This is a genomic window from Modestobacter excelsi (assembly GCF_005930495.1).
Taxonomy (GTDB): domain Bacteria; phylum Actinomycetota; class Actinomycetes; order Mycobacteriales; family Geodermatophilaceae; genus Modestobacter; species Modestobacter excelsi.
The window spans coordinates 1-17,845 of record NZ_SJEX01000037.1 but is presented as its reverse complement, the minus strand read 5'-3'; the positions used below and the strand labels follow the sequence as shown (position 1 = coordinate 17,845).

Annotated in this window: 14 protein-coding genes; 4 read left to right on the top strand and 10 right to left on the bottom strand. The window is 74.1% G+C overall.

Annotated elements, in window-relative coordinates:
* Positions 1 to 34 precede the first annotated feature (34 nt).
* Genes FHL80_RS13390 through uvrC form a run of 3 tightly spaced genes read right to left on the bottom strand, consistent with a single transcriptional unit; the run spans position 35 to position 4,091 of the window.
* Positions 35 to 1,072, bottom strand: coding sequence for a gluconeogenesis factor YvcK family protein (locus FHL80_RS13390; RefSeq protein ID WP_138733906.1), 1,038 nt, complete (start codon positions 1,070 to 1,072; stop codon positions 35 to 37).
* Positions 1,072 to 2,025, bottom strand: coding sequence for an RNase adapter RapZ (rapZ, locus tag FHL80_RS13385; protein WP_138733905.1), 954 nt, complete (start codon positions 2,023 to 2,025; stop codon positions 1,072 to 1,074). Before rapZ ends, FHL80_RS13390 begins: the two co-directional genes overlap by 1 nt.
* Positions 2,022 to 4,091, bottom strand: a complete 2,070-nt coding sequence (uvrC, locus tag FHL80_RS13380) for an excinuclease ABC subunit UvrC (protein WP_138733904.1) — start codon at positions 4,089 to 4,091, stop codon at positions 2,022 to 2,024. Before uvrC ends, rapZ begins: the two co-directional genes overlap by 4 nt.
* A gap of 159 nt (positions 4,092 to 4,250) precedes the next feature.
* Between uvrC and FHL80_RS13375 the strand changes: the two genes are divergently transcribed.
* Positions 4,251 to 5,096, top strand: coding sequence for an alpha/beta fold hydrolase (locus FHL80_RS13375; protein WP_138733903.1), 846 nt, complete (start codon positions 4,251 to 4,253; stop codon positions 5,094 to 5,096).
* 412 nt (positions 5,097 to 5,508) lie between these two features.
* Here the strand turns inward: FHL80_RS13375 and uvrA are convergent, their stop codons facing one another.
* Both uvrA and FHL80_RS13360 read right to left on the bottom strand, forming a co-directional pair.
* The gene (uvrA, locus tag FHL80_RS13365) at positions 5,509 to 8,436 is read right to left on the bottom strand and encodes an excinuclease ABC subunit UvrA (RefSeq protein ID WP_138733902.1); all 2,928 of its coding nucleotides are present in this window, start codon (positions 8,434 to 8,436) and stop codon (positions 5,509 to 5,511) included.
* Between the two features lie 190 nt (positions 8,437 to 8,626).
* Positions 8,627 to 10,057 (bottom strand): amidase, encoded by a 1,431-nt coding sequence (locus FHL80_RS13360; protein ID WP_138733901.1) that lies wholly within the window; start codon positions 10,055 to 10,057, stop codon positions 8,627 to 8,629.
* 47 nt (positions 10,058 to 10,104) lie between these two features.
* Between FHL80_RS13360 and FHL80_RS13355 the strand changes: the two genes are divergently transcribed.
* Positions 10,105 to 10,770 (top strand): MBL fold metallo-hydrolase, encoded by a 666-nt coding sequence (locus FHL80_RS13355; protein ID WP_138733900.1) that lies wholly within the window; start codon positions 10,105 to 10,107, stop codon positions 10,768 to 10,770.
* A gap of 16 nt (positions 10,771 to 10,786) precedes the next feature.
* On the opposite strand, the gene FHL80_RS13350 is transcribed toward FHL80_RS13355, so the two are convergent.
* Positions 10,787 to 11,254 (bottom strand): cupin domain-containing protein, encoded by a 468-nt coding sequence (locus FHL80_RS13350; RefSeq protein WP_138733899.1) that lies wholly within the window; start codon positions 11,252 to 11,254, stop codon positions 10,787 to 10,789.
* 190 nt (positions 11,255 to 11,444) lie between these two features.
* On the opposite strand from FHL80_RS13350, the gene FHL80_RS13345 reads away from it, so the two are divergent.
* On the top strand, positions 11,445 to 11,687 hold the full coding sequence (locus FHL80_RS13345) for a hypothetical protein (protein ID WP_138733898.1): 243 nt from the start codon (positions 11,445 to 11,447) through the stop codon (positions 11,685 to 11,687).
* A gap of 8 nt (positions 11,688 to 11,695) precedes the next feature.
* Entirely contained in the window at positions 11,696 to 12,385 is a 690-nt protein-coding gene (locus tag FHL80_RS26260) for a hypothetical protein (protein WP_246078654.1), read from the top strand.
* Between the two features lie 81 nt (positions 12,386 to 12,466).
* On the opposite strand, the gene FHL80_RS13330 is transcribed toward FHL80_RS26260, so the two are convergent.
* The 4 genes from FHL80_RS13330 to FHL80_RS13315 form a co-directional block, all read right to left on the bottom strand.
* Entirely contained in the window at positions 12,467 to 13,228 is a 762-nt protein-coding gene (locus FHL80_RS13330; RefSeq protein WP_138733897.1) for an SDR family NAD(P)-dependent oxidoreductase, read from the bottom strand.
* A gap of 12 nt (positions 13,229 to 13,240) precedes the next feature.
* Positions 13,241 to 14,242 carry an acetamidase/formamidase family protein gene (locus FHL80_RS13325; RefSeq protein ID WP_138733896.1) on the bottom strand — a complete coding sequence of 334 codons (1,002 nt, stop codon included), beginning with the start codon at positions 14,240 to 14,242 and terminating at the stop codon, positions 13,241 to 13,243.
* A 31-nt stretch (positions 14,243 to 14,273) separates the two neighbouring features.
* Positions 14,274 to 15,488 (bottom strand): alpha-hydroxy acid oxidase, encoded by a 1,215-nt coding sequence (locus FHL80_RS13320; RefSeq protein WP_138733895.1) that lies wholly within the window; start codon positions 15,486 to 15,488, stop codon positions 14,274 to 14,276.
* 113 nt (positions 15,489 to 15,601) lie between these two features.
* Positions 15,602 to 17,659, bottom strand: a complete 2,058-nt coding sequence (locus tag FHL80_RS13315) for a S9 family peptidase (protein WP_138733894.1) — start codon at positions 17,657 to 17,659, stop codon at positions 15,602 to 15,604.
* Between the last annotated feature and the right edge of the window lie 186 nt (positions 17,660 to 17,845).

The window sequence follows — 17,845 nt, the reverse complement described above, 5'->3', positions numbered from 1 at the left end:
CGGTCGTCCCGGGAACCTGCCCGGGTCCGTCCGGTCACCGCGCACCGACCACGGAGGCCAGTGCGGCGGCGAGCCGTGAAGGATCGTGCCGTGGTGCACCGTCGGGTGCAGCGACCGGTGCGAGCACCAGTTCCGCACCACATGTCTGCACAGCAGACAGCAGACCACGCCGGTCAACAACCGCAACCGCATCGGCGATGACGGTGTGCAGCGACACGCCCTCGCAATGGGCCTGCAGGACCCGCAGGTGCTCCTCGGGTGAGAAGCCGTCGGTCTCCCCCGGCTGCGGCTCGAGGTTGAGCACGACGACCACCCGGGCGGTGGTCTCGGCCAGCGCCTGGCGCAGCCGCGGCACCAGCAGGTGCGGCAGCACCGACGTGTACCAGGAGCCCGGGCCGAGGCTGATCACGTCCGCCTCGGCGATCGCCTGCAGCACCGAGGGCGGCACCGGCGGGTCGGCCGGCGAGACGCGGATCTCCCGCACCCGCCCCGGGGTCGAGGCGATCGCCACCTGGCCGCGGATCCGCCGGGTGTCCTGCGGGTCGTCGGGATCGGTGCTGTCCACCGTGGCCACCAGGTCCAGCGGCACCTCGGCCATGGGCAGCACCCGGCCCTGGGCGCCCAGCAGCTGCTCCAGCACGCCCAAGGCCCGCACGCTGTCGCCACCGTGCATCTCGGTGAGGCCGGTGAGCATCAGGTTCCCCACCGGGTGGCCGGCCAGCACCCCGCTGCCGCCGAAGCGGTGCTGCAGCAGCCGGGCCATCTCCTGGGTGCGCGGCTCCTCACCGGCCAGCGCGGCCAGCGCCATCCGCAGGTCACCGGGGGGCAGCACCGGCATCTCCCGCCGGATCCGCCCCGACGAGCCGCCGTCGTCGGCGACGGTGACCACCGCGGTCAGCTCGCCGGCCAGCCGCCGCCAGGCGGTCAGCGCCGCGGCGAGGCCGTGGCCGCCGCCCAGCGCGACCACCCGCAGCCGCTCGCGCCCGGCCGCCCGGCGTTCGCCGCCGGTGGGCGCAGGCACCGGCGGCGGCGCGGCCATCCGCACCGGGCCGGCGTCCGGCGTGGGCTCCACTACTCCCGCCCCAGGTCGCGGTGCCGGGCGTTGGCCGGGACGCCCTCGGCGGAGAGCCGCCGCGCGAACTCCTCGGCGATCGCGACGCTGCGGTGCTTCCCGCCGGTGCAGCCGACGGCGAGGGTCAGGTAGCGCTTGCCCTCCCGCCGGTAGCCGGGCAGCAGCAGCCCCAGCACCTTCATGTACTCGTCGAGGAACTCGGACGCGTGGTCCTGCCCGAGCACGTAGTCGCGGACCTCGGCGTCCCGGCCGGTCATCGGCCGCAGCTCGGGCACCCAGTGCGGGTTGGGCAGGAAGCGGGCGTCGACGACCAGGTCGGCGTCCAGCGGCAGGCCGTACTTGAAGCCGAAGCTGAGCACGGTGGCGACCACCTGGGGCGGCGCGTCGTGGTCCACGAACGCCGACTCGAGGGTGGCCCGCAGCTGGTGCACGTTGAGGTCGCTGGTGTCGACCCACAGGTCGGCCTCGCCGGCGATCCCGGTGAGCAGCTCCCGCTCGGCGTCGATGCCGTCGACCAGCCGCCCGCTGCCCTGCAGCGGGTGCTCGCGGCGGTTGGACTCGTAGCGCCGGATCAGCACCTCGTTGCGGGCGTGCACGTAGACCACCCGGGGCCGGTGGCCGGCCTCGGCGAGCAGCCGGATCGACTCCTGCAGGTCGCTGGAGAACGCCCGGCTGCGGACGTCGACGACGGCGGCGAACCGCCGGACGTCGCCGCGGGCACCGAGCTCCACCATCGGCTGCAGCAGGGCCGGCGGCAGGTTGTCGACGACGAAGAAGCCCAGGTCCTCCAGCACCCGGCCGGCACTGTTCTTGCCCGCCCCGGACAGCCCGGTGACGACCACGACGTCCAGCGGCGCCGGGTCGGTGCCCGGCACCTCCGCGGCGGGGAGGACGTCGCCCGGCGAGCCGGTGTCCCCGGCGACCGGTTCGCCGGCGCGCTCGTCGACGGTCATCGCCCGCTCACCTCCGCCTGCTGGACCCGGCCGACCTCGGCGGTGTCGCCGGCATCCGCGCCGTGCACCGGGCGGACGGGGGCGGCCGCGCCCACGGGCGCCTCCTCCAGCTCCACCGCGTCCTCGGCCACCCGGTCGGGGTCGGCGCCTGCCGCCACGGGCTCGGCCACGGCCGCGAGCACCGCCTCCGCGGTGCGCCGACCGATGCCGGGTACCGCGGTCAGCTCCTCGACCGTGGCCGCGCGCAGCCGCTTGAGGGATCCGAACTGCTTCATCAGCGCCTTTCGCCGGGTGTCACCGAGCCCTGGGACGTCGTCCAGGAGCGACACCAGCATCGTGCTGGATCGCTTCTGCCGGTGGTAGGTGATCGCGAACCGGTGTGCCTCGTCGCGGACCCGCTGGAGCAGGTACAACGCCTCGGAGGTGCGCGGCAGGATGACCGGGTCGGGGTCGTCGGGCAGCCACACCTCCTCCATCCGCTTGGCCAGGCCGCAGACCGCGACGTCGACGACGCCGAGCTCGGCCAGCGACCGGCTGGCGGCCGTCACCTGCGGCTGGCCGCCGTCGACGACGAGCAGGTTGGGCGGGTAGGCGAACCGGCGCGGCCGGCCCTCCTCCGCCGCGACGCCCTGCTCGTCCTTGCGGTCGGCCTCCTCCTTGAGGTGCCGGGCGAAACGGCGGCGGACGACCTCGGCCATCGCGGCGGTGTCGTCGGTGCCCTGGGCGACCGAGAAGCGCCGGTAGTCCGACTTCTTCGCCATGCCGTCCTCGAAGACCACCATGCTGGCCACCACGTTGGTGCCCTGCACGTGCGAGATGTCGATGCACTCGATCCGCAGCGGGGCATCCGGCAGGTCCAGCGCCTCCTGGATCTCCGACAGCGCCATCGACCGGGCGGTCAGGTCGCTGGCCCGCTTCACCCGGTGCCGGGCGAAGGACTCCTTGGCGTTGCGCTCGACGGTCTCCATCAGGCTGCGCTTGTCACCGCGCTGCGGGACCCGCAGGGACACCCGGGAGCCGCGCAGCTCCGACAGCAGCTCGGCGTAGACCTCGGCGTCGTCGGGGAGCTCGGGGACGAGCACCTCGCGGGGCACCGCCTCCCCCGCCTCGCCGGTGCCGGTCTGCTCGTCGACCCCGCCGTAGACCTGCAGCAGGAACTGCTCGACGAGCTGGCCGGTGGTGACCTCCTCGACCTTGTCGATGATCCAGCCGCGCTGGCCGCGGACCCGGCCGCCCCGGACGTGGAAGACCTGGACGGCGGCCTCCAGCTCGTCCTGGGCGAAGGCCACGACGTCGGCGTCGGTGCCGTCACCGAGGACGACGGCCTGCTTCTCCAGCGCCCGGCGCAGCGCACCGAGGTCGTCGCGCAGCCGGGCGGCCTTCTCGTAGTTCATCTCCTCCGCGGCCTCGGCCATCTGGCGCTCGAGCCGGCGGATCATCTGCTCGGTGCGGCCGCCCATGAAGTCGCAGAAGTCGTCGACGATCTCCCGGTGCTCCTCGGCGCTGACCCGGCCGACGCAGGGCGCGGCGCACTTGCCGATGTAGCCGAGCAGGCAGGGCCGGCCGATCTGGCCGGCCCGCTTGAAGACGCCGGTGGAGCAGGTGCGCGCCGGGAAGACCCGGGTCAGGGTGTCCAGCGTCTCCCGGATCGCCCACGCGTGGGCGTAGGGCCCGAAGTAGCGGACGCCCTTGCGCTTGGGCCCGCGCATGACCTGCAGCCGCGGGAACTCCTCGTTCAGCGTGACCGCCAGCGACGGGTAGCTCTTGTCGTCGCGGTAGCGGACGTTGAACCGGGGGTCGAACTCCTTGATCCAGTTGTACTCGAGCTGGAGCGCCTCGACCTCGGTGCCGACGACGGTCCACTCCACGCTGGCCGCGGTGGTGACCATCTGCCGGGTGCGCGGGTGCAGGCCCCACACGTCGGCGAAGTAGCTGTTCAGCCGCTGCCGGAGGTTCTTCGCCTTGCCGACGTAGATGACCCGGCCCGCCGGGTCGCGGAACTTGTAGACGCCGGGGTCCTCGGGGATGCTGCCGACCGCTGGGCGGTACGTGGACGGATCGGCCATGGGCCCAGGTTAGGTCCGACCGCCGACACTCCGGGCGACCCCTCGCCGACCTGCGGTAACGCCGATCCGCCCCGCGGGCGACCCGGCGCGTTGACACCCGCCGTGGGCGGAGAGGAGCCTCACGGGCACCTCGACGACGGTGCTCGGGAGGAGCTGGGCATGGGCCGGCACGTGCGCGCAGGCGACCTCGACGTCTGGGTCGAGCAGGTGGGCACCGGGCCCGACGTGCTGCTGATCGGCGGCCTGGGCGACACGGTGGAGTCCTGGCAGTTCCAGCTCGACGGCCTGCAGGACCGCTACCGGCTCACCGCCCTCGACAACCGGGGAGCCGGCCGGACGGCGATGCTCGACGGACCTCTCACCGTGGCGGCGATGGCCGACGACGCGGCGGCGGTGCTCGACGCCGTCGGCATCGACTCGGCGCACGTCGCCGGGTTCTCCGGCGGCAGCATCATCGGCCAGGAGCTGACGCTGCGGCACCCCGCCCGGGTCCGCAGCCTGGTGCTGCAGAGCACGTGGGGCGCCATGGACGGCTACCTGCGGTCGTGGGCCGGCTTCATCCGCTGGCTGGTCGGCGCGGCTCCCAGCGAGCGAGCCTTCCTGGAGGGCTTCTTCCTGGCGATCTACACCCCCCGCGCGCACAACGACGGGACCGTGGCGGCGATCATCGACGAGGCGATCGCGTTCCCGCTCAAGCAGTCCCCGGAGGACACCCAGCGGACCCTGGACGCGTTCACCGAGCACCGGACCATCGACCGGGTCCAGCGCATCGCGGTGCCGACCCTGGTGCTGGCCGGCAGCCTCGACCCGACCGCGCGTCCCGAGCTGGGGCGCGCGGTGGCCGAGGCCGTCCCCGGCGCACGTTTCGAGGTGCAGGTGGGCGAGTCGCACCAGCCGTTCCAGGAGGTGCCCGAGCAGTGGAACGCCCGGGCGGACGCGTTCTGGCGCGAGGTCGGCGTCGGCCGCCGGGTCAGCGCGGGGGCACGCGCTGGTCGGTCCAGCTGACCAGCTCGGCGAGGACCTCGTCCAGCCCGCCCTGCTCGCCGGAGTCCGCGGTGCCGGAGATGCCGGCGGCGACCTGGTTGCCGAGCAGCGCGGCGAGCGACTATCCGCCGCCGGAGTACGGGATGTAGTTGGCTGGCCGGGACCATCATCCGCAGCCGGGAGAGGTCACCGGGCTGGACGACGGTGCCGGCGCAGGCCGCCAGCGACGGGACGGCTACCGCTCCGGCAAGGAACGAACGACGGCTGAGCTCCACGACCGAGCACCTCCCGACGCAACGCTGCGGTGAGGAGCCCAGGCAGTCACAGAGCTGCCGCGGACGCTGGGGTCTGGACGCGGTCACCGGGCCGGGGTGCCGGGCGCGCCGGGCGGAGGTCGCGCGACCCCCGCCCGGTCAGCCGGTGTGCGCTGCGGTCAGCTGGCCTTCTCACCGGCCGCGGAGGCGACCAGCTCGCCCTTCTTGCGCGGCCGCTTCTTCACCGGTGCGGCCGCAGCGGCCACGGCGTCCGGGTCCAGGATCTGGGCCAGGAACCGGCCGGTGTGGCTCTCCGGCACCGAGGCCACGAACTCCGGCGACCCCTCCGCGACGACCATGCCGCCGCGGAAACCGCCCTCGGGACCCATGTCGATCAGCCAGTCGGCGCTCTTGATGACGTCGAGGTTGTGCTCGATGACGATGACCGAGTTGCCCTTGTCGACCAGGCCCTGGACCACCTTCAGCAGCTTGTTGATGTCCTCGAAGTGCAGGCCGGTGGTCGGCTCGTCCAGCACGTAGATGGTCCGGCCGTTGGACCGCTTCTGCAGCTCGCTGGCGAGCTTCACCCGCTGGGCCTCACCACCGGACAGCGTGGTGGCGGGCTGACCGAGCCGCACGTAGCCGAGCCCGACGTCCGTGAGGGTCCGCATGTAGCGGGCGATCGCCGGGATTGCCGCGAAGAACTCGGCGGCCTCCTCGATCGGCATGTTGAGCACCTCGGCGACGGTCTTGCCCTTGTAGTGCACCTCGAGCGTCTCCCGGTTGAACCGGGCGCCCTTGCACACCTCGCAGGGGACGTACACGTCGGGCAGGAAGTTCATCTCGATCTTGAGCGTCCCGTCACCGGAGCACGCCTCGCACCGGCCGCCCTTGACGTTGAAGGAGAACCGGCCGGGCTGGTAGCCGCGGACCTTGGCCTCCGTCGTGCTGGCGAACAGCTTGCGGACGTGGTCCCAGACACCGGTGTAGGTGGCCGGGTTGGACCGCGGCGTGCGGCCGATCGGCGACTGGTCGACACCGACCACCTTGTCCAGCTGGTCCAGGCCGGTGATGGTGCGGTGCCGGCCGGGCACCATCCGCGCGCGGTTCAGCTCGTTGGCCAGGGTGGTGTAGAGGATGTCGTTGACCAGGCTGGACTTGCCCGAGCCCGAGACCCCGGTGACGGCGACCAGCACGCCGAGCGGGAAGGCCACGTCGATCCCCCGGAGGGTGTTCTCCCGGGCGCCCTTGACGACCAGTTCGCGCCCCGGAATCGGCTCACGGCGGATCTTGGGGATGGTGATCTCCCGACGGCCGGACAGGTACTGCCCGGTGATCGACCGCTCGCTGGCCAGCAGGTCGTCGTAGGTGCCGCTGACGACCACCTCGCCACCGTGCTCGCCGGCGCCGGGGCCGATGTCGACGATCCAGTCGGCCTGCTTGATCGTGTCCTCGTCGTGCTCGACGACGATGAGCGTGTTGCCCATGTCGCGCAGCCGGACGAGCGTCTCGATCAACCGGACGTTGTCGCGCTGGTGCAGCCCGATGGAGGGCTCGTCGAGCACGTAAAGGACGCCCACCAACCCGGACCCGATCTGGGTGGCCAGCCGGATGCGCTGCGCCTCGCCACCGGCGAGCGTCGCCGCCGGCCGGTCGAGCGAGAGGTAGTCCAGGCCGACGTCGACCAGGAAGGAGAGCCGGGCCTGGATCTCCCGGAGCACGCGGTCGGCGATGGCCTTCTCGCGGCCACCCAGCTCCAGGGCGCCCAGCCACTCCGACGCATCGCCGATGGACAGGCCGGTGACCTCGGCGATCGAGCGGCCGTTCATCTTGACGGCGAGGATCTCCGGCTTGAGCCGGGTGCCGTGGCAGACCGGGCACGGGACGTCCCGCATGTAGCCCTCGTACTTGTCTTTCATGAACTCGCTGTCGGTGTCCTCGTGGCGGCGCTCGAGGAAGGGCAGCACGCCCTCGAACGCGGCGTAGTAGCTGCGCTCACGGCCGTAGCGGTTCTTGTAGCGGACGTGCACCTGGTCCGGGGACCCGTGCAGCACGGCCTTCTGCACCTTGGCCGGCAGCTCCTGCCACGGGGTCTTCATCGAGAACCCGATCATGTCGGCGAGGCCACCGAGGAGCCGCTGGAAGTACTCGTTGCTCATCGACCCGGCCCACGGCGCGATGGCGCCCTCGCCGAGGCTCTTCTGCGGGTCCGGCACGACGAGGTCGGGGTCGACCTCCTTGCGGGTGCCGATGCCGGTGCACTCCGAGCAGGCGCCGAACGGGGAGTTGAAGGAGAACGAGCGGGGCTCGAGCGCCTCGAAGGAGAGACCGTCGTCGATGCAGGCCAGGTGCTCGGAGAAGGTGCGCTCACGCTGCGGGTCGTCCTCGGCGAGGTCGACGAAGTCGAGCACGACGAGGCCACCGGCCAGACCGAGGGCGGTCTCGACCGAGTCGGTGAGCCGGCGCTTGGCGCTCTCCTTGACGGTGAGCCGGTCGATGATCACCTCGATCGTGTGCTTCTCCTGCTTCTTGAGCTTCGGCGGCTCGGTCAGCGGGTGCACCGTGCCGTCGACCCGGACCCGGGAGAAGCCCTGGGTCTGCAGCGAGCTGAACAGGTCGACGTACTCGCCCTTGCGGGCCCGGACGACGGGGGCCAGCACCTGGAAGCGGGTGCCCTCCTCCATGCCCAGCACCTGGTCGACGATCTGCTGCGGCGTCTGCCGGGAGATCGGCTTGCCGCAGTTGGGGCAGTGCGGCTGACCGGCACGGGCGTACAGCAGCCGGAGGTAGTCGTAGACCTCGGTGATGGTGCCGACGGTGGACCGCGGGTTCCGGTTGGTCGACTTCTGGTCGATCGACACCGCCGGGGACAGGCCCTCGATGAAGTCGACGTCCGGCTTGTCCATCTGGCCGAGGAACTGGCGGGCGTAGGCCGACAACGACTCGACGTAGCGGCGCTGGCCCTCGGCGAAGATCGTGTCGAAGGCCAGGCTGGACTTGCCCGAGCCGGAGAGCCCCGTGAACACGATCATCGCGTCGCGGGGCAGGTCGATGTGGACGTCCTTGAGGTTGTGCTCTCGGGCGCCGCGGACGACGAGCCGGTCCATGTGATCCCTGTCGGTCGCAGTGTGCTGGTGCTGGTCCGTTCGCGGCGGGGCGAGGGACAGTGGTGCGGGGCGGAGCGGTGGCCGCGTGTCGTTCATCGACCAGTCGAACGGTGTGCCGGGAGGCGGGCTTCCCGGCGCGGCGTGTCGCGCAGGTCTCCCCGGCGGGCATCGCTGCCCGGGACGAGCAGGGTCAGCCGGCGCGGCTCCCGGCCGGCTGACCGGGGACGAAGACGGGTGCGTGCCGGCGCCAGGGCAGCCGGCGCTCCACCTCCCCGGCAAGCCAGAGTAGACGCGTCTCGGACCCGGCCGGGCCGACGAGCTGCACCGAGCTGGGCAGGCCCGACCGACCGGGCCCGGCGGGCAGCACGAGGGCCGGGAGCCCGGCCAGGTTCCACGCGGGGGTCCACGGCGCCCACCGCGCGTTGGCCGTCATGTTGGCCAGGAAGCCGCGCTCGTGCCATGGCCGGGCCGGCAGCGGCGGACCGGTGACCACCGGGGTGAGCAGCACGTCGACGTCGGTGAAGAAGTCGGTCATCCGCGCGCGGAACGCCTCCGCGGTGCGCGGCCGCACCAGCCCGGCCCGGCGCACCCAGCGGCCGAGGCGGGCGTGGGTGCGGCTGCGCGGCTCCATCCCCGCCGGGTCGAGGGCGAGCGCCTCGGCGTCGGCGTCGGCCCCGGCCAGCCACCGGGCGACGGTGCCGAGCGCGGCGCCGGGGGTGACCACCGGGTCCCTGCGCAGCACGGTGTGCCCGGCCGCCCGCAGCTCGCCCACGACGACGTCGACCGCGGCCCGGCCGGCGGCGTCCAGCCGGACCCCGGGGACCGGCGACCGGGTCGAGACGGCGATCCGCAGCGGGGCGACCGGCGCCTCCGGCTCGGCCACCGGCCGGCCGGCGACGACGGCCAGGCCGGCCGCGAGGTCGGCGGCGGTGGTCGCGAGGACGCCGTGCTCCGCCATCCCGAACCACGAGTTGGCGCCCACCGGGCCGGGCACGACACCCCGGCCCGGCTTGAGCGTGACCAGCCCGCAGGCGGCCGCGGGCAGCCGGAGCGACCCCATCCCGTCGTTGCCGTGGGCCAGCGGCACCACACCGGCGGCGACCGCGGCCGCGCTGCCGCCGGAGGACCCCGCGGAGGAGCGCGCCGTGTCCCAGGGGTTGCGGGTGACCGTGCCCGGACCGTCGGTGGCGGAGTAGATGCACAGCTCGGGGACCCGGGTGATGCCGACGACGACCGCACCGGCGGCGCGGAGCCGGGCCACGACGGGGTGGTCCGCCGACGCCGGGCGGGGGGCGTGGGCCCGCGAGCCGTCGGTGGCGACCTCGCCGGTGACCGCGACGTTGTCCTTGACCGCGACCGGCACGCCGGCGAGCGGGAGCTCGGCCCGCCGCGGGGAGCTGTCGACGGCGGCCGCCTCGGCGAGCGCGGCGGCGGTGCGCACCACCCGGAAGGCGCCGATCCGTGGCTCGACGTCGGCCAGGTGGGCCAGGTGGGCGCGCACCACCTCGACGGCGGACAGCTCCCCCGACCGGACCCGCGCGGCGATCTCCGTGGCCGGCAGCCCGACGAGGGCCCGGTCGGCGACCTCGGGGCCCGGCAGCGGGGCTGCACTAGCGTCCATGCGGTCGAACCTAACCGGGGTCACCGACAGTCTCAGATCGGAGCGCGATGAGCGGGCAGTCGTACACCGGGGACGTGCAGGTCGGTGGGCCGGCCGACGTCCGGGAGCTCCCCGGGCTGACCATCGCCAAGCTGGCCGTGAGCGAGATGGCGAACAACGCCTACCTGCTCACCTCCCCCGCCACCGGCGAGGCGTTGCTCATCGACGCCGCGGCCGAGCCGGCGGCGCTCCTGGAGCTCGTCGCCGGTGCCGACGTGCGCACGGTGGTCACCACGCACGGGCACTGGGACCACCACCGGGCGCTGCCCCAGGTGGTCGAGGCGACCGGCGCGCAGACCGTCGCGCACCCGGCCGACGCGGCCGACCTGCCGGTCCCGGTCACCCGCCCGGTCGAGCACGGCGACACGGTCGCCGTCGGTGACCAGGTGCTCGAGGTGGTGCACCTGCGCGGGCACACGCCCGGCAGCATCGCACTGGTCTGGCGCGGCCCTGGAGGCGCCGGGACGCACGTGTTCACCGGGGACAGCCTCTTCCCGGGCGGTCCGGGGAGGACGACGAGCCCGGCGGACTTCGCGTCCCTCATGGACGACCTGGAGGAACGGGTCTTCGGGACGTTGGACGACGGGACGTGGTTCTACCCCGGGCACGGCAAGGACTCGACCCTCGGCGCGGAGCGCCCGCACGTCCCCGAGTGGCGGGCACGCGGCTGGTAGACCGCCCCTCGGGCCGTCAGAGGTACGAGTCCGGCACCGGGCCCAGGACCTCCATGTCGTGCGCCCCGGCGATCCGGTCGAGGAGGTCGGGCGTCGCCTCGCCGTGCGCCTGGGCGCGTGACAGCTCCTCGAAGAAGCCCACCATGGCCGCCGGTGCGAACAGGTTGAGCTTCCGTCCGGCTCCTTCGGACACCACCGTGAAGGTGTGCGGGACCCTCCGCGGGACGTAGACGAAGCTCCCCGGAGGGCACAGGTCCTGCCGGTCGTCCGTGTACACGAGGTAGGTGCCCTCCAGGACGTAGAAGGCCTCAGCGGCGTCCTGGTGGCGGTGGAGGGGCGGGCCGAAACCCGGAGGCTCCCGTCGCGTGTGGATGAGGGAGAACGACTCCTCGGTCCGAGCGCCCTCGGCGATGACCTCCGCTTCGAAGGTGCCCAGGTCGAGCAGTCGACCCTCGCCGGGCGGGACCACGAACGGGGTGCTCATGACCCATGGTGCCGGGCGACGCGATGTCGCGACAAGCCCCGCGTTCGGTCACCCGGGCGGCCCGCCCGTCGCGGGGTGCGGCGGTGGCCGGTTCGATTGCGCACCGCCGGGTAGGAGGCGACCGATGTCGCACGGCGTCCGTCCCGGCCCGCCGGCCGGGACCCCGACCGACCCGAGGAGAGCCCATTCCATGACGAGCAACGACGCCGCCACCGGTAGCCGGGACATCACGTCCCACGACACCACGAGCTTCGCCGACCTCGGCAAGGAGATGTGGTCCTACCTGACCGGCAAGGGCGCGGCGATCAACTACGAGTTCGTCGACATGGTGGTCGCGGTGCCGCGGGAGACCGGTGCGGACGCCCCGCGCGCGACCTGGCGGCTCAACGGCACGCTGCGGATCACCACCGCCGAGAACGCCACCCAGGGATGACCGCGGAGGTGACCCGCCTCGACGTGACCGCCGACCTGTCCCTGGAGGTCGACGGCGCGCCCGTGCGGGTCACCGCCCAGGGCGGTGACCTGGACGTGGTCGCCGATGACGTCCGCGGCCTCGCGCTCGCCCTCCGCGAGGCGGCCACCGCGCGGACCGGCATCCGGCCGGGGAGGGCGGACGTCGGCGACCTGGCCGACGCGCTGGCCGGCGCCGGGCTCACCGCCCGGCTGCGCTCCCCGGCCCAGGACGTCGTCACCGTCGGCGCCGGCGTGGACTCCGCCCTCGGCGGCCTGCTGCTGGGCACCCGCCGGGCACGGCCCGACGCGCTCGGCATCGTCCGCGCCAGTGGCCGGGCGCGCGCCGTCGAGGCGGCGCTGGCCGGCGCGCTGGTCCTCGTCGGTGCCGCGGCCCTGCGCCGTCGGCGGCGTCAGTCCTCGAACAGCTCGACGAGCTCGTCCGCCGTCCCGGCGACGTGCAGCGGCACGACCGACACCGTCCACTCGGGGCGCCGGTCGTCGAGGTCGACGGCCAGGTCCCAGGCGGCCCGTGCGGTGAGCGGGCCGAAGCAGGCGTCGTCGCCGTCCTCACCGACCGCGATCTCGACCAGCCAGGTGTCGGACAGGTCGGCGGCGAGCTCGGCGAAGTCGGGCTCGCTCTCCTCGTCGGGCTCGGGAGCGTCGGCCTGCACGGGGTAGATGAGCGCCATCCGTGCACGCTAGGGCCCGCCGCGGGCTCCCCGCGACCCCGTCGTCCCCGCGATCACGCCGGCCGGGGGGTCAGAGCTGGATGCCGCGGGTCAGCGCGCCGTCGACGACGAGGTTCGTGCCCGTGGTGAAGCTCGAGACCGGGCTGGACACGAAGACCACGGCCTTGGCCATCTCCTCCGGCGTCCCCATCCGGCCGGTGGGGTTCAGCGCCAGCGCCGAGGCGAAGACGTCCGGGGCGGCCCGCTCCACGGCGGGCCAGAACCCGCCCTGGAAGTAGGTGTTCCCCGGCGAGACGACGTTGGCCCGCACGCCCCGGCCGGCCAGCTGGAACGCCAGCCCGGAGATGTAGCCGACGATCGCCGTCTTCATCGTCCCGTACGGGCCGGACACCACGTCCGACTCCCGGCCCGAGACGCTCGAGACGGCCACGACGGAGCCGTTGCCGCTGGCCTCCAGGTGCGGCACCGCCGCCGTCGCCAGCCGCACGGTGTGCATCAGGTCCACCTCGAAACAGGTGCGCCAGTTCTCCTCGGTGTCCTCGGTCGCCAGCGCGCTCACGTTCGCCACGACGGCGTCGAGGCCGCCCAGCCGCCCGGCCGCTGCCGCCACCCATGCGGTCAGCGCCGCGCCGTCGCGGACGTCGAGCTGCACGCCGCGCACGCCGGCGCCACGGCCGGCCAGCGCCTTCTCGGTCGCCTCGATCTCCCCGGCGTCGCGGGCGCAGAACTCGACGGCGGCGCCCTCGTCGGCGAACGCCTCGACGATCGCCCGCCCGATGCCGCGGGTGCCACCGGTGACGAGCACGCGGGAGCCGGTCAGCTGAAGGTCCATGGTCGGTCCGATCTAGCGGAGGGTCGCCGCGCGGGCGCGCAGGTCGTCGTGCAGGCCGCCGTACGCCGCGGCCCGGGGCAGCAGGGACTTGCGCGCCTTGACGACGGCGCTGTAGTTCGCGTCGACGACGTTGGCGATCGGGGCCTCGGTGATCTGCGAGAGCAGCTGGTAGGCGTCCATCGGGGCCAGGCCGTACAGCTCGCCGAACCAGCGCACGAGCTCGACCTGGCCGATCCGCCAGGCGTCCTCCAGCGGGCGCGAGGAGCCGACGGTCATCCAGGAGGTGTCGTCCTCGAGCCGCGGCCAGGCGGGCGCCCCGCCCTTGACCAGGTCGACGATCAGGGTCGTCGTCATGGCGCCCTCCACGGCGGTGCCGCAGGCCTCCCCCTCGCCCTGGCGGTAGTGCCCGTCCCCGACGGAGAACAGCGCGCCCTCGACGTTGACCGCGAGAAAGCAGGTGGTCCCGGCCCGCATCTGCGGGGTGTCCATGTTGCCGCCGAAGCGCTCGGGCACCAGCGAGCTGCGCGCCTCTCCCCCGGGCGGCGCGACGCCCACCGTGCCGAGCATCGGCTCGACCGGCAGGTCCACCGAGAAGTCGCTGGAGCCGGCCACGAAGGTGACCGTGTTGCGGGCACGGTCCAGCTCGTAGATCCAGGTCGTGTCCGGCAGCGGGTCCTGGAGGGTGGCCACCCGGTCGGTGCTGGTGAGCCCGCCGAAGAACGGGATGGCGGCCGACGCGCCCCAGTCCCGGGCGGGCTCGAGCGACACGAGGTGCAGGGCCAGCGTGTCGCCGGGCTCGGCGCCCTCGACGTAGAAGGGGCCGGTCTGCGGGTTGACGAAGCGCAGGTCGACCTTCTCGCTGGACAGGTCCGCCACCGAGCGCAGCGCGCCGCCGAACGCGTCGTCGGACCACAACCGCAGCGCCGTCCCCGGTCGGACGCGCATCAGCGGTGCGATGCCGCCGAAGGTGAACGCGTACTGCTGAGGAGACGGGGTGACCTCGACGACGTCCATGACGCACCCTAGGACGGGAAGCAAGCCCAGGTCAGGGACGCAGCCGGGCGCGCTCCGGGGTCAGCTCGGCGACGCTCGTGACCCCCAGCAGCTGCATCGTGCGGGTGATCTCCCTGGTCAGGATGTCGGCCGCCCGCTGCACCCCGCGCTCACCGCCGGCCATGAGGCCGTACAGGTAGGCCCGGCCGACCAGGCAGGCCCGCGCCCCGAGGGCGACCGCGGCGACCACGTCGGCGCCGTCGAGGACGCCCCCGTCCACGTAGACCTCCGCCCGGTCCCCGACGGCCCGCGCGATGGCGGGCAGCTGCTCCAGCGGTGTGGGTGAGCGGTCCAGCTGCCGGCCACCGTGGTTGCTGACGACCACGGCGTCGGCTCCCGCGTCCACGACCGCCCGCGCGTCGTCCACCCCCTGCACGCCCTTGACCACCAGCGCACCCGGCCACGACGCGCGCAGCCGCTCCACGTCGGCCAGCGTCGCCGCCGGCTCGAAGACGCGGTCGGCCAGGTCGGCGACGGTGCCGCCCCACGAGCGCAGCGAGGCGAACTCCAGCGGCGGGGTGGTGAGCAGGTCGACCCACCAGCGCGGGTGGACGGCGGCGTTCGCCATGGTGCGCAGGGTCAGCGCCGGCGGGATCGAGAAGCCGTTGCGCACGTCGCGCAGCCGGGGCCCGGCGACCGGGGTGTCGACGGTCAGCACCAGCGCCTCGTAGCCGGCCGCCCGGGCCCGCTCGACCAGCGCCGCACTGGCGTCCCGGTCCCGCCACAGGTACAGCTGGAACCACTTCCGGGCCGCCGGCGCCGCGGCGGCCAGCGCCTCGACCGACGTCGTCCCCATGGTCGACAGGGCGTAGGGGACGCCGACCCGCTCGGCCACCCGGCCCACGGCGGACTCGCCCTCGCTGTTCATCAGCCGGGTGAAGCCGGTCGGCGCGAAGGCCAGCGGCAGGGCCGACGGGGCGCCGAGCAGCGTCGTCGAGGGGTCCACCACGCTCACGTCGCGCAGCACCCGCGGGCAGAACTCGACCCGCTCGAAGGCCTCGCGCGAGCGCCGCAGCGAGATCTCCGCGCCGGCGGCGCCGTCGGTGTAGTCGAAGACCGCGCGCGGCACCGTCCGGCGGGCCAGCTCGCGCAGGTCATCGATCGTGGCCGCCCGGGCCAGCCGGCGGTCGGTGGCGTCGCCCGGCAGCCGGCGGGGCCGGACCAGCTCGGAGAACTCCGACCAGCGAGGGACCCGGCGCTCGACCACGCCCCGACCCTGCCCCAGTCAGTGCTGCTCGTCCAGGTACAGCAGCGCATGGGCGCGCACCGTCCGCAGGGCGGTGGCGGCGAGCTCCGGCGCGGCGAGCAGCGGGAGCGAGGTCACCGCACCCGCGTCGCCTCGACCGTCAGCGGCTCGGCGTGCGGGGCACGACCGTTCGACGCGGCCGACCCGGCCGGGAGGGCGCCCACCGCCGAGCTGTTCCGCGACGTCGGCAACCACCGCCCCCACCAACGCAGCACGTGCTCCAGCCGGGCCTGCCGGTGCTTCGGCCGGCCGGACCGGGACAGCTCGTGCCCCTCGCCCGGGAACAGCAGCAGCTCGGTCGGGACGCCGCGGCGCTTGAGCTCGACGTACAGCCGGGTGCCCTGCTCCAGCGGGCAGCGCCAGTCCTCCTCGGAGTGGATGACCATCGTCGGCGTCGTGATCCGGTGCGCGTGCGCCATCGGCGACTGGGCGGCGATCCGCTCGGGGTCGGTGCCCACGTACTCGTCGGGGAAGAAGAACCCGATGTCGGAGGAGCCGACGAAGCTGACCGGGTCGTTGAAGGCCCGCTCGCTGATGCCGGCGACGAACCGGTCGGTCCGGCCGAGCAGCAGCGTCGTCATGAACCCCCCGTAGGAGCCGCCCATGATGCCGACCCGCGAGGAGTCCAGGGTCGGGTCCTCGAGCGCGGCGTCCAGGAACGCGAGGACGTCGTCCGCGTCCCGCTCGCCCATGTGCTCCTTGACGACCCGCCCGTGCGCCTGGCCGTAACCGGAGGAGCCCCGCGGGTTGCACTGGACCACCGCGTAGCCGGCCTCGACGTAGGCCTGCGTCTCGTCGAACAGCGTCCAGCCGTACTGGGCGAACGGGCCGCCGTGCACGGTGAGCAGGACCGGGTGCGGCCCCGGGCCGGGCGGGGTGGTGACCCAGCCGTGCACCGGGTAGCCGTCGGGTGCGGTCGCCGTCGTCTCCCGCATCCGGTGCAGCCGGCCGGTGGCCTGCAGCGGAGCACCGAACCCGGTGATGAGCCGGCGCCGGCCCGGGGTGACCGCGATCAGCTCGCCGGCGGACCGGTCGTGCGCGACGGTGGCCACGACGACGCCGCCGCCCACCCCGATCCCGCGCACCGTGTAGTGCCCGTCGACGAGCGGCTCGGGAGCCCCGCCGGACAGCGGCACGCGCAGCAGCTCGACCGCGCCGCGGCGCTGGATGCCGATGAACGCCGCCCCGCCGGCGACCACCGTCGCCGGGGTCTCGTCACCCCGGTCGTGCTCCTCGGGGTCGAGCAGCGGTTCCACCGGACCGCCGGCGGCGGGCACCCGGCACAGCGTGGAGTTCCGGCCGACGAAGTCGCGGCCCAGCGGACCGAGGTCGGGCTGCGCGGTGAGGTAGATGGTGCTGCCGGCGGGGTCCTCGGGGTCGTAGGCCGGGTGGGCGACCGCGGACCGGGACTCGGTCACCTTCCGCAGCCCGGTGCCGTCCGGGCGCACGGTGTGGACGTCGGTGACCCGGTCGGTGTCCGCGCCCTCGTGCCGGGCGGAGACGAAGGCCAGCTCGGCGCCGTCCGGGCTCCAGGCGACGTCGGTGTCGTCGACGTCCCCGCCGGTGACCTGGAACGGCGGGGGCGGTGCGACGCCGTCGTCCTCGGTCTCGGCGGGCAGGTCCACCACGAAGACGTGGCTGCGCCGGTCGTTGGTGAAGCCGACCCCGTCGGCGCGGTACTCCAGCGTGGTGATCAGCCGCGGCGCCTCGGCCGCCGGCGGCACCTCCTCGTCGGTGCCGTAGCGGCCGGCCTCGGGCACCCGCGCGGTGTAGGCCAGCCGGCGGGAGTCCGGCGACCAGACCGGTGCCCCGGCGCCGAGGTGGTGCTCGGTGAGCGCGCGCGCCACTCCCCCGTCCGTCGCCAGCACGTGCAGCTGCGGCTTGCCCTTCGGCTCGGCCGAGAGGTAGGCCAGCCAGCGGCCGTCCGGGGAGAACACCGGCTCGGTGTCGCGGTGCCCGTGGGTGAGCGGGCGGGCCTGCGCCGATCCGTCCGTCGGCACGGTCCACAGCTGGCTGCGGTACTCGTCGGCGTCGAGGTCCAGACGGGTGACGGAGACGACGGCGGTCGTCCCGTCCGGGGACACCGTCGGCACACCCGGGACGCGCAGCAGGGACAGGTCGGTCGGCCGCATGCACCGCACGCTAGCCCAGCCCGGGAGCGCCCCGGATGGTGAGCACCACTAAGGGGTGCGAGTTCCCGGGTCGCGCCGGTCCGCCCGGATGCTGCGGACCAGGCCGAGCGCACCGAGCAGCGGTAGCACGGCGAGCACCAGCAGGCTGCGGTCGAGCCCGAGCACCTCCCCGGCGCCGCCCACCAC

Excerpts from the sequence above, each read along its gene's own strand:
- FHL80_RS13355 (WP_138733900.1), top strand. The coding sequence starts at position 10,105 with ATGAGCGGGCAGTCGTACACCGGGGACGTGCAGGTCGGTGGGCCGGCC.
- FHL80_RS13325 (WP_138733896.1), bottom strand. The coding sequence starts at position 14,242 with ATGGACGTCGTCGAGGTCACCCCGTCTCCTCAGCAGTACGCGTTCACC.
- FHL80_RS13315 (WP_138733894.1), bottom strand. The coding sequence starts at position 17,659 with ATGCGGCCGACCGACCTGTCCCTGCTGCGCGTCCCGGGTGTGCCGACG.
- rapZ (WP_138733905.1), bottom strand. The coding sequence starts at position 2,025 with ATGACCGTCGACGAGCGCGCCGGCGAACCGGTCGCCGGGGACACCGGC.
- FHL80_RS13330 (WP_138733897.1), bottom strand. The coding sequence starts at position 13,228 with ATGGACCTTCAGCTGACCGGCTCCCGCGTGCTCGTCACCGGTGGCACC.
- FHL80_RS13350 (WP_138733899.1), bottom strand. The coding sequence starts at position 11,254 with ATGAGCACCCCGTTCGTGGTCCCGCCCGGCGAGGGTCGACTGCTCGAC.
- FHL80_RS13360 (WP_138733901.1), bottom strand. The coding sequence starts at position 10,057 with ATGGACGCTAGTGCAGCCCCGCTGCCGGGCCCCGAGGTCGCCGACCGG.
- uvrC (WP_138733904.1), bottom strand. The coding sequence starts at position 4,091 with ATGGCCGATCCGTCCACGTACCGCCCAGCGGTCGGCAGCATCCCCGAG.
- FHL80_RS13345 (WP_138733898.1), top strand. The coding sequence starts at position 11,445 with ATGACGAGCAACGACGCCGCCACCGGTAGCCGGGACATCACGTCCCAC.
- FHL80_RS13375 (WP_138733903.1), top strand. The coding sequence starts at position 4,251 with ATGGGCCGGCACGTGCGCGCAGGCGACCTCGACGTCTGGGTCGAGCAG.
- uvrA (WP_138733902.1), bottom strand. The coding sequence starts at position 8,436 with ATGGACCGGCTCGTCGTCCGCGGCGCCCGAGAGCACAACCTCAAGGAC.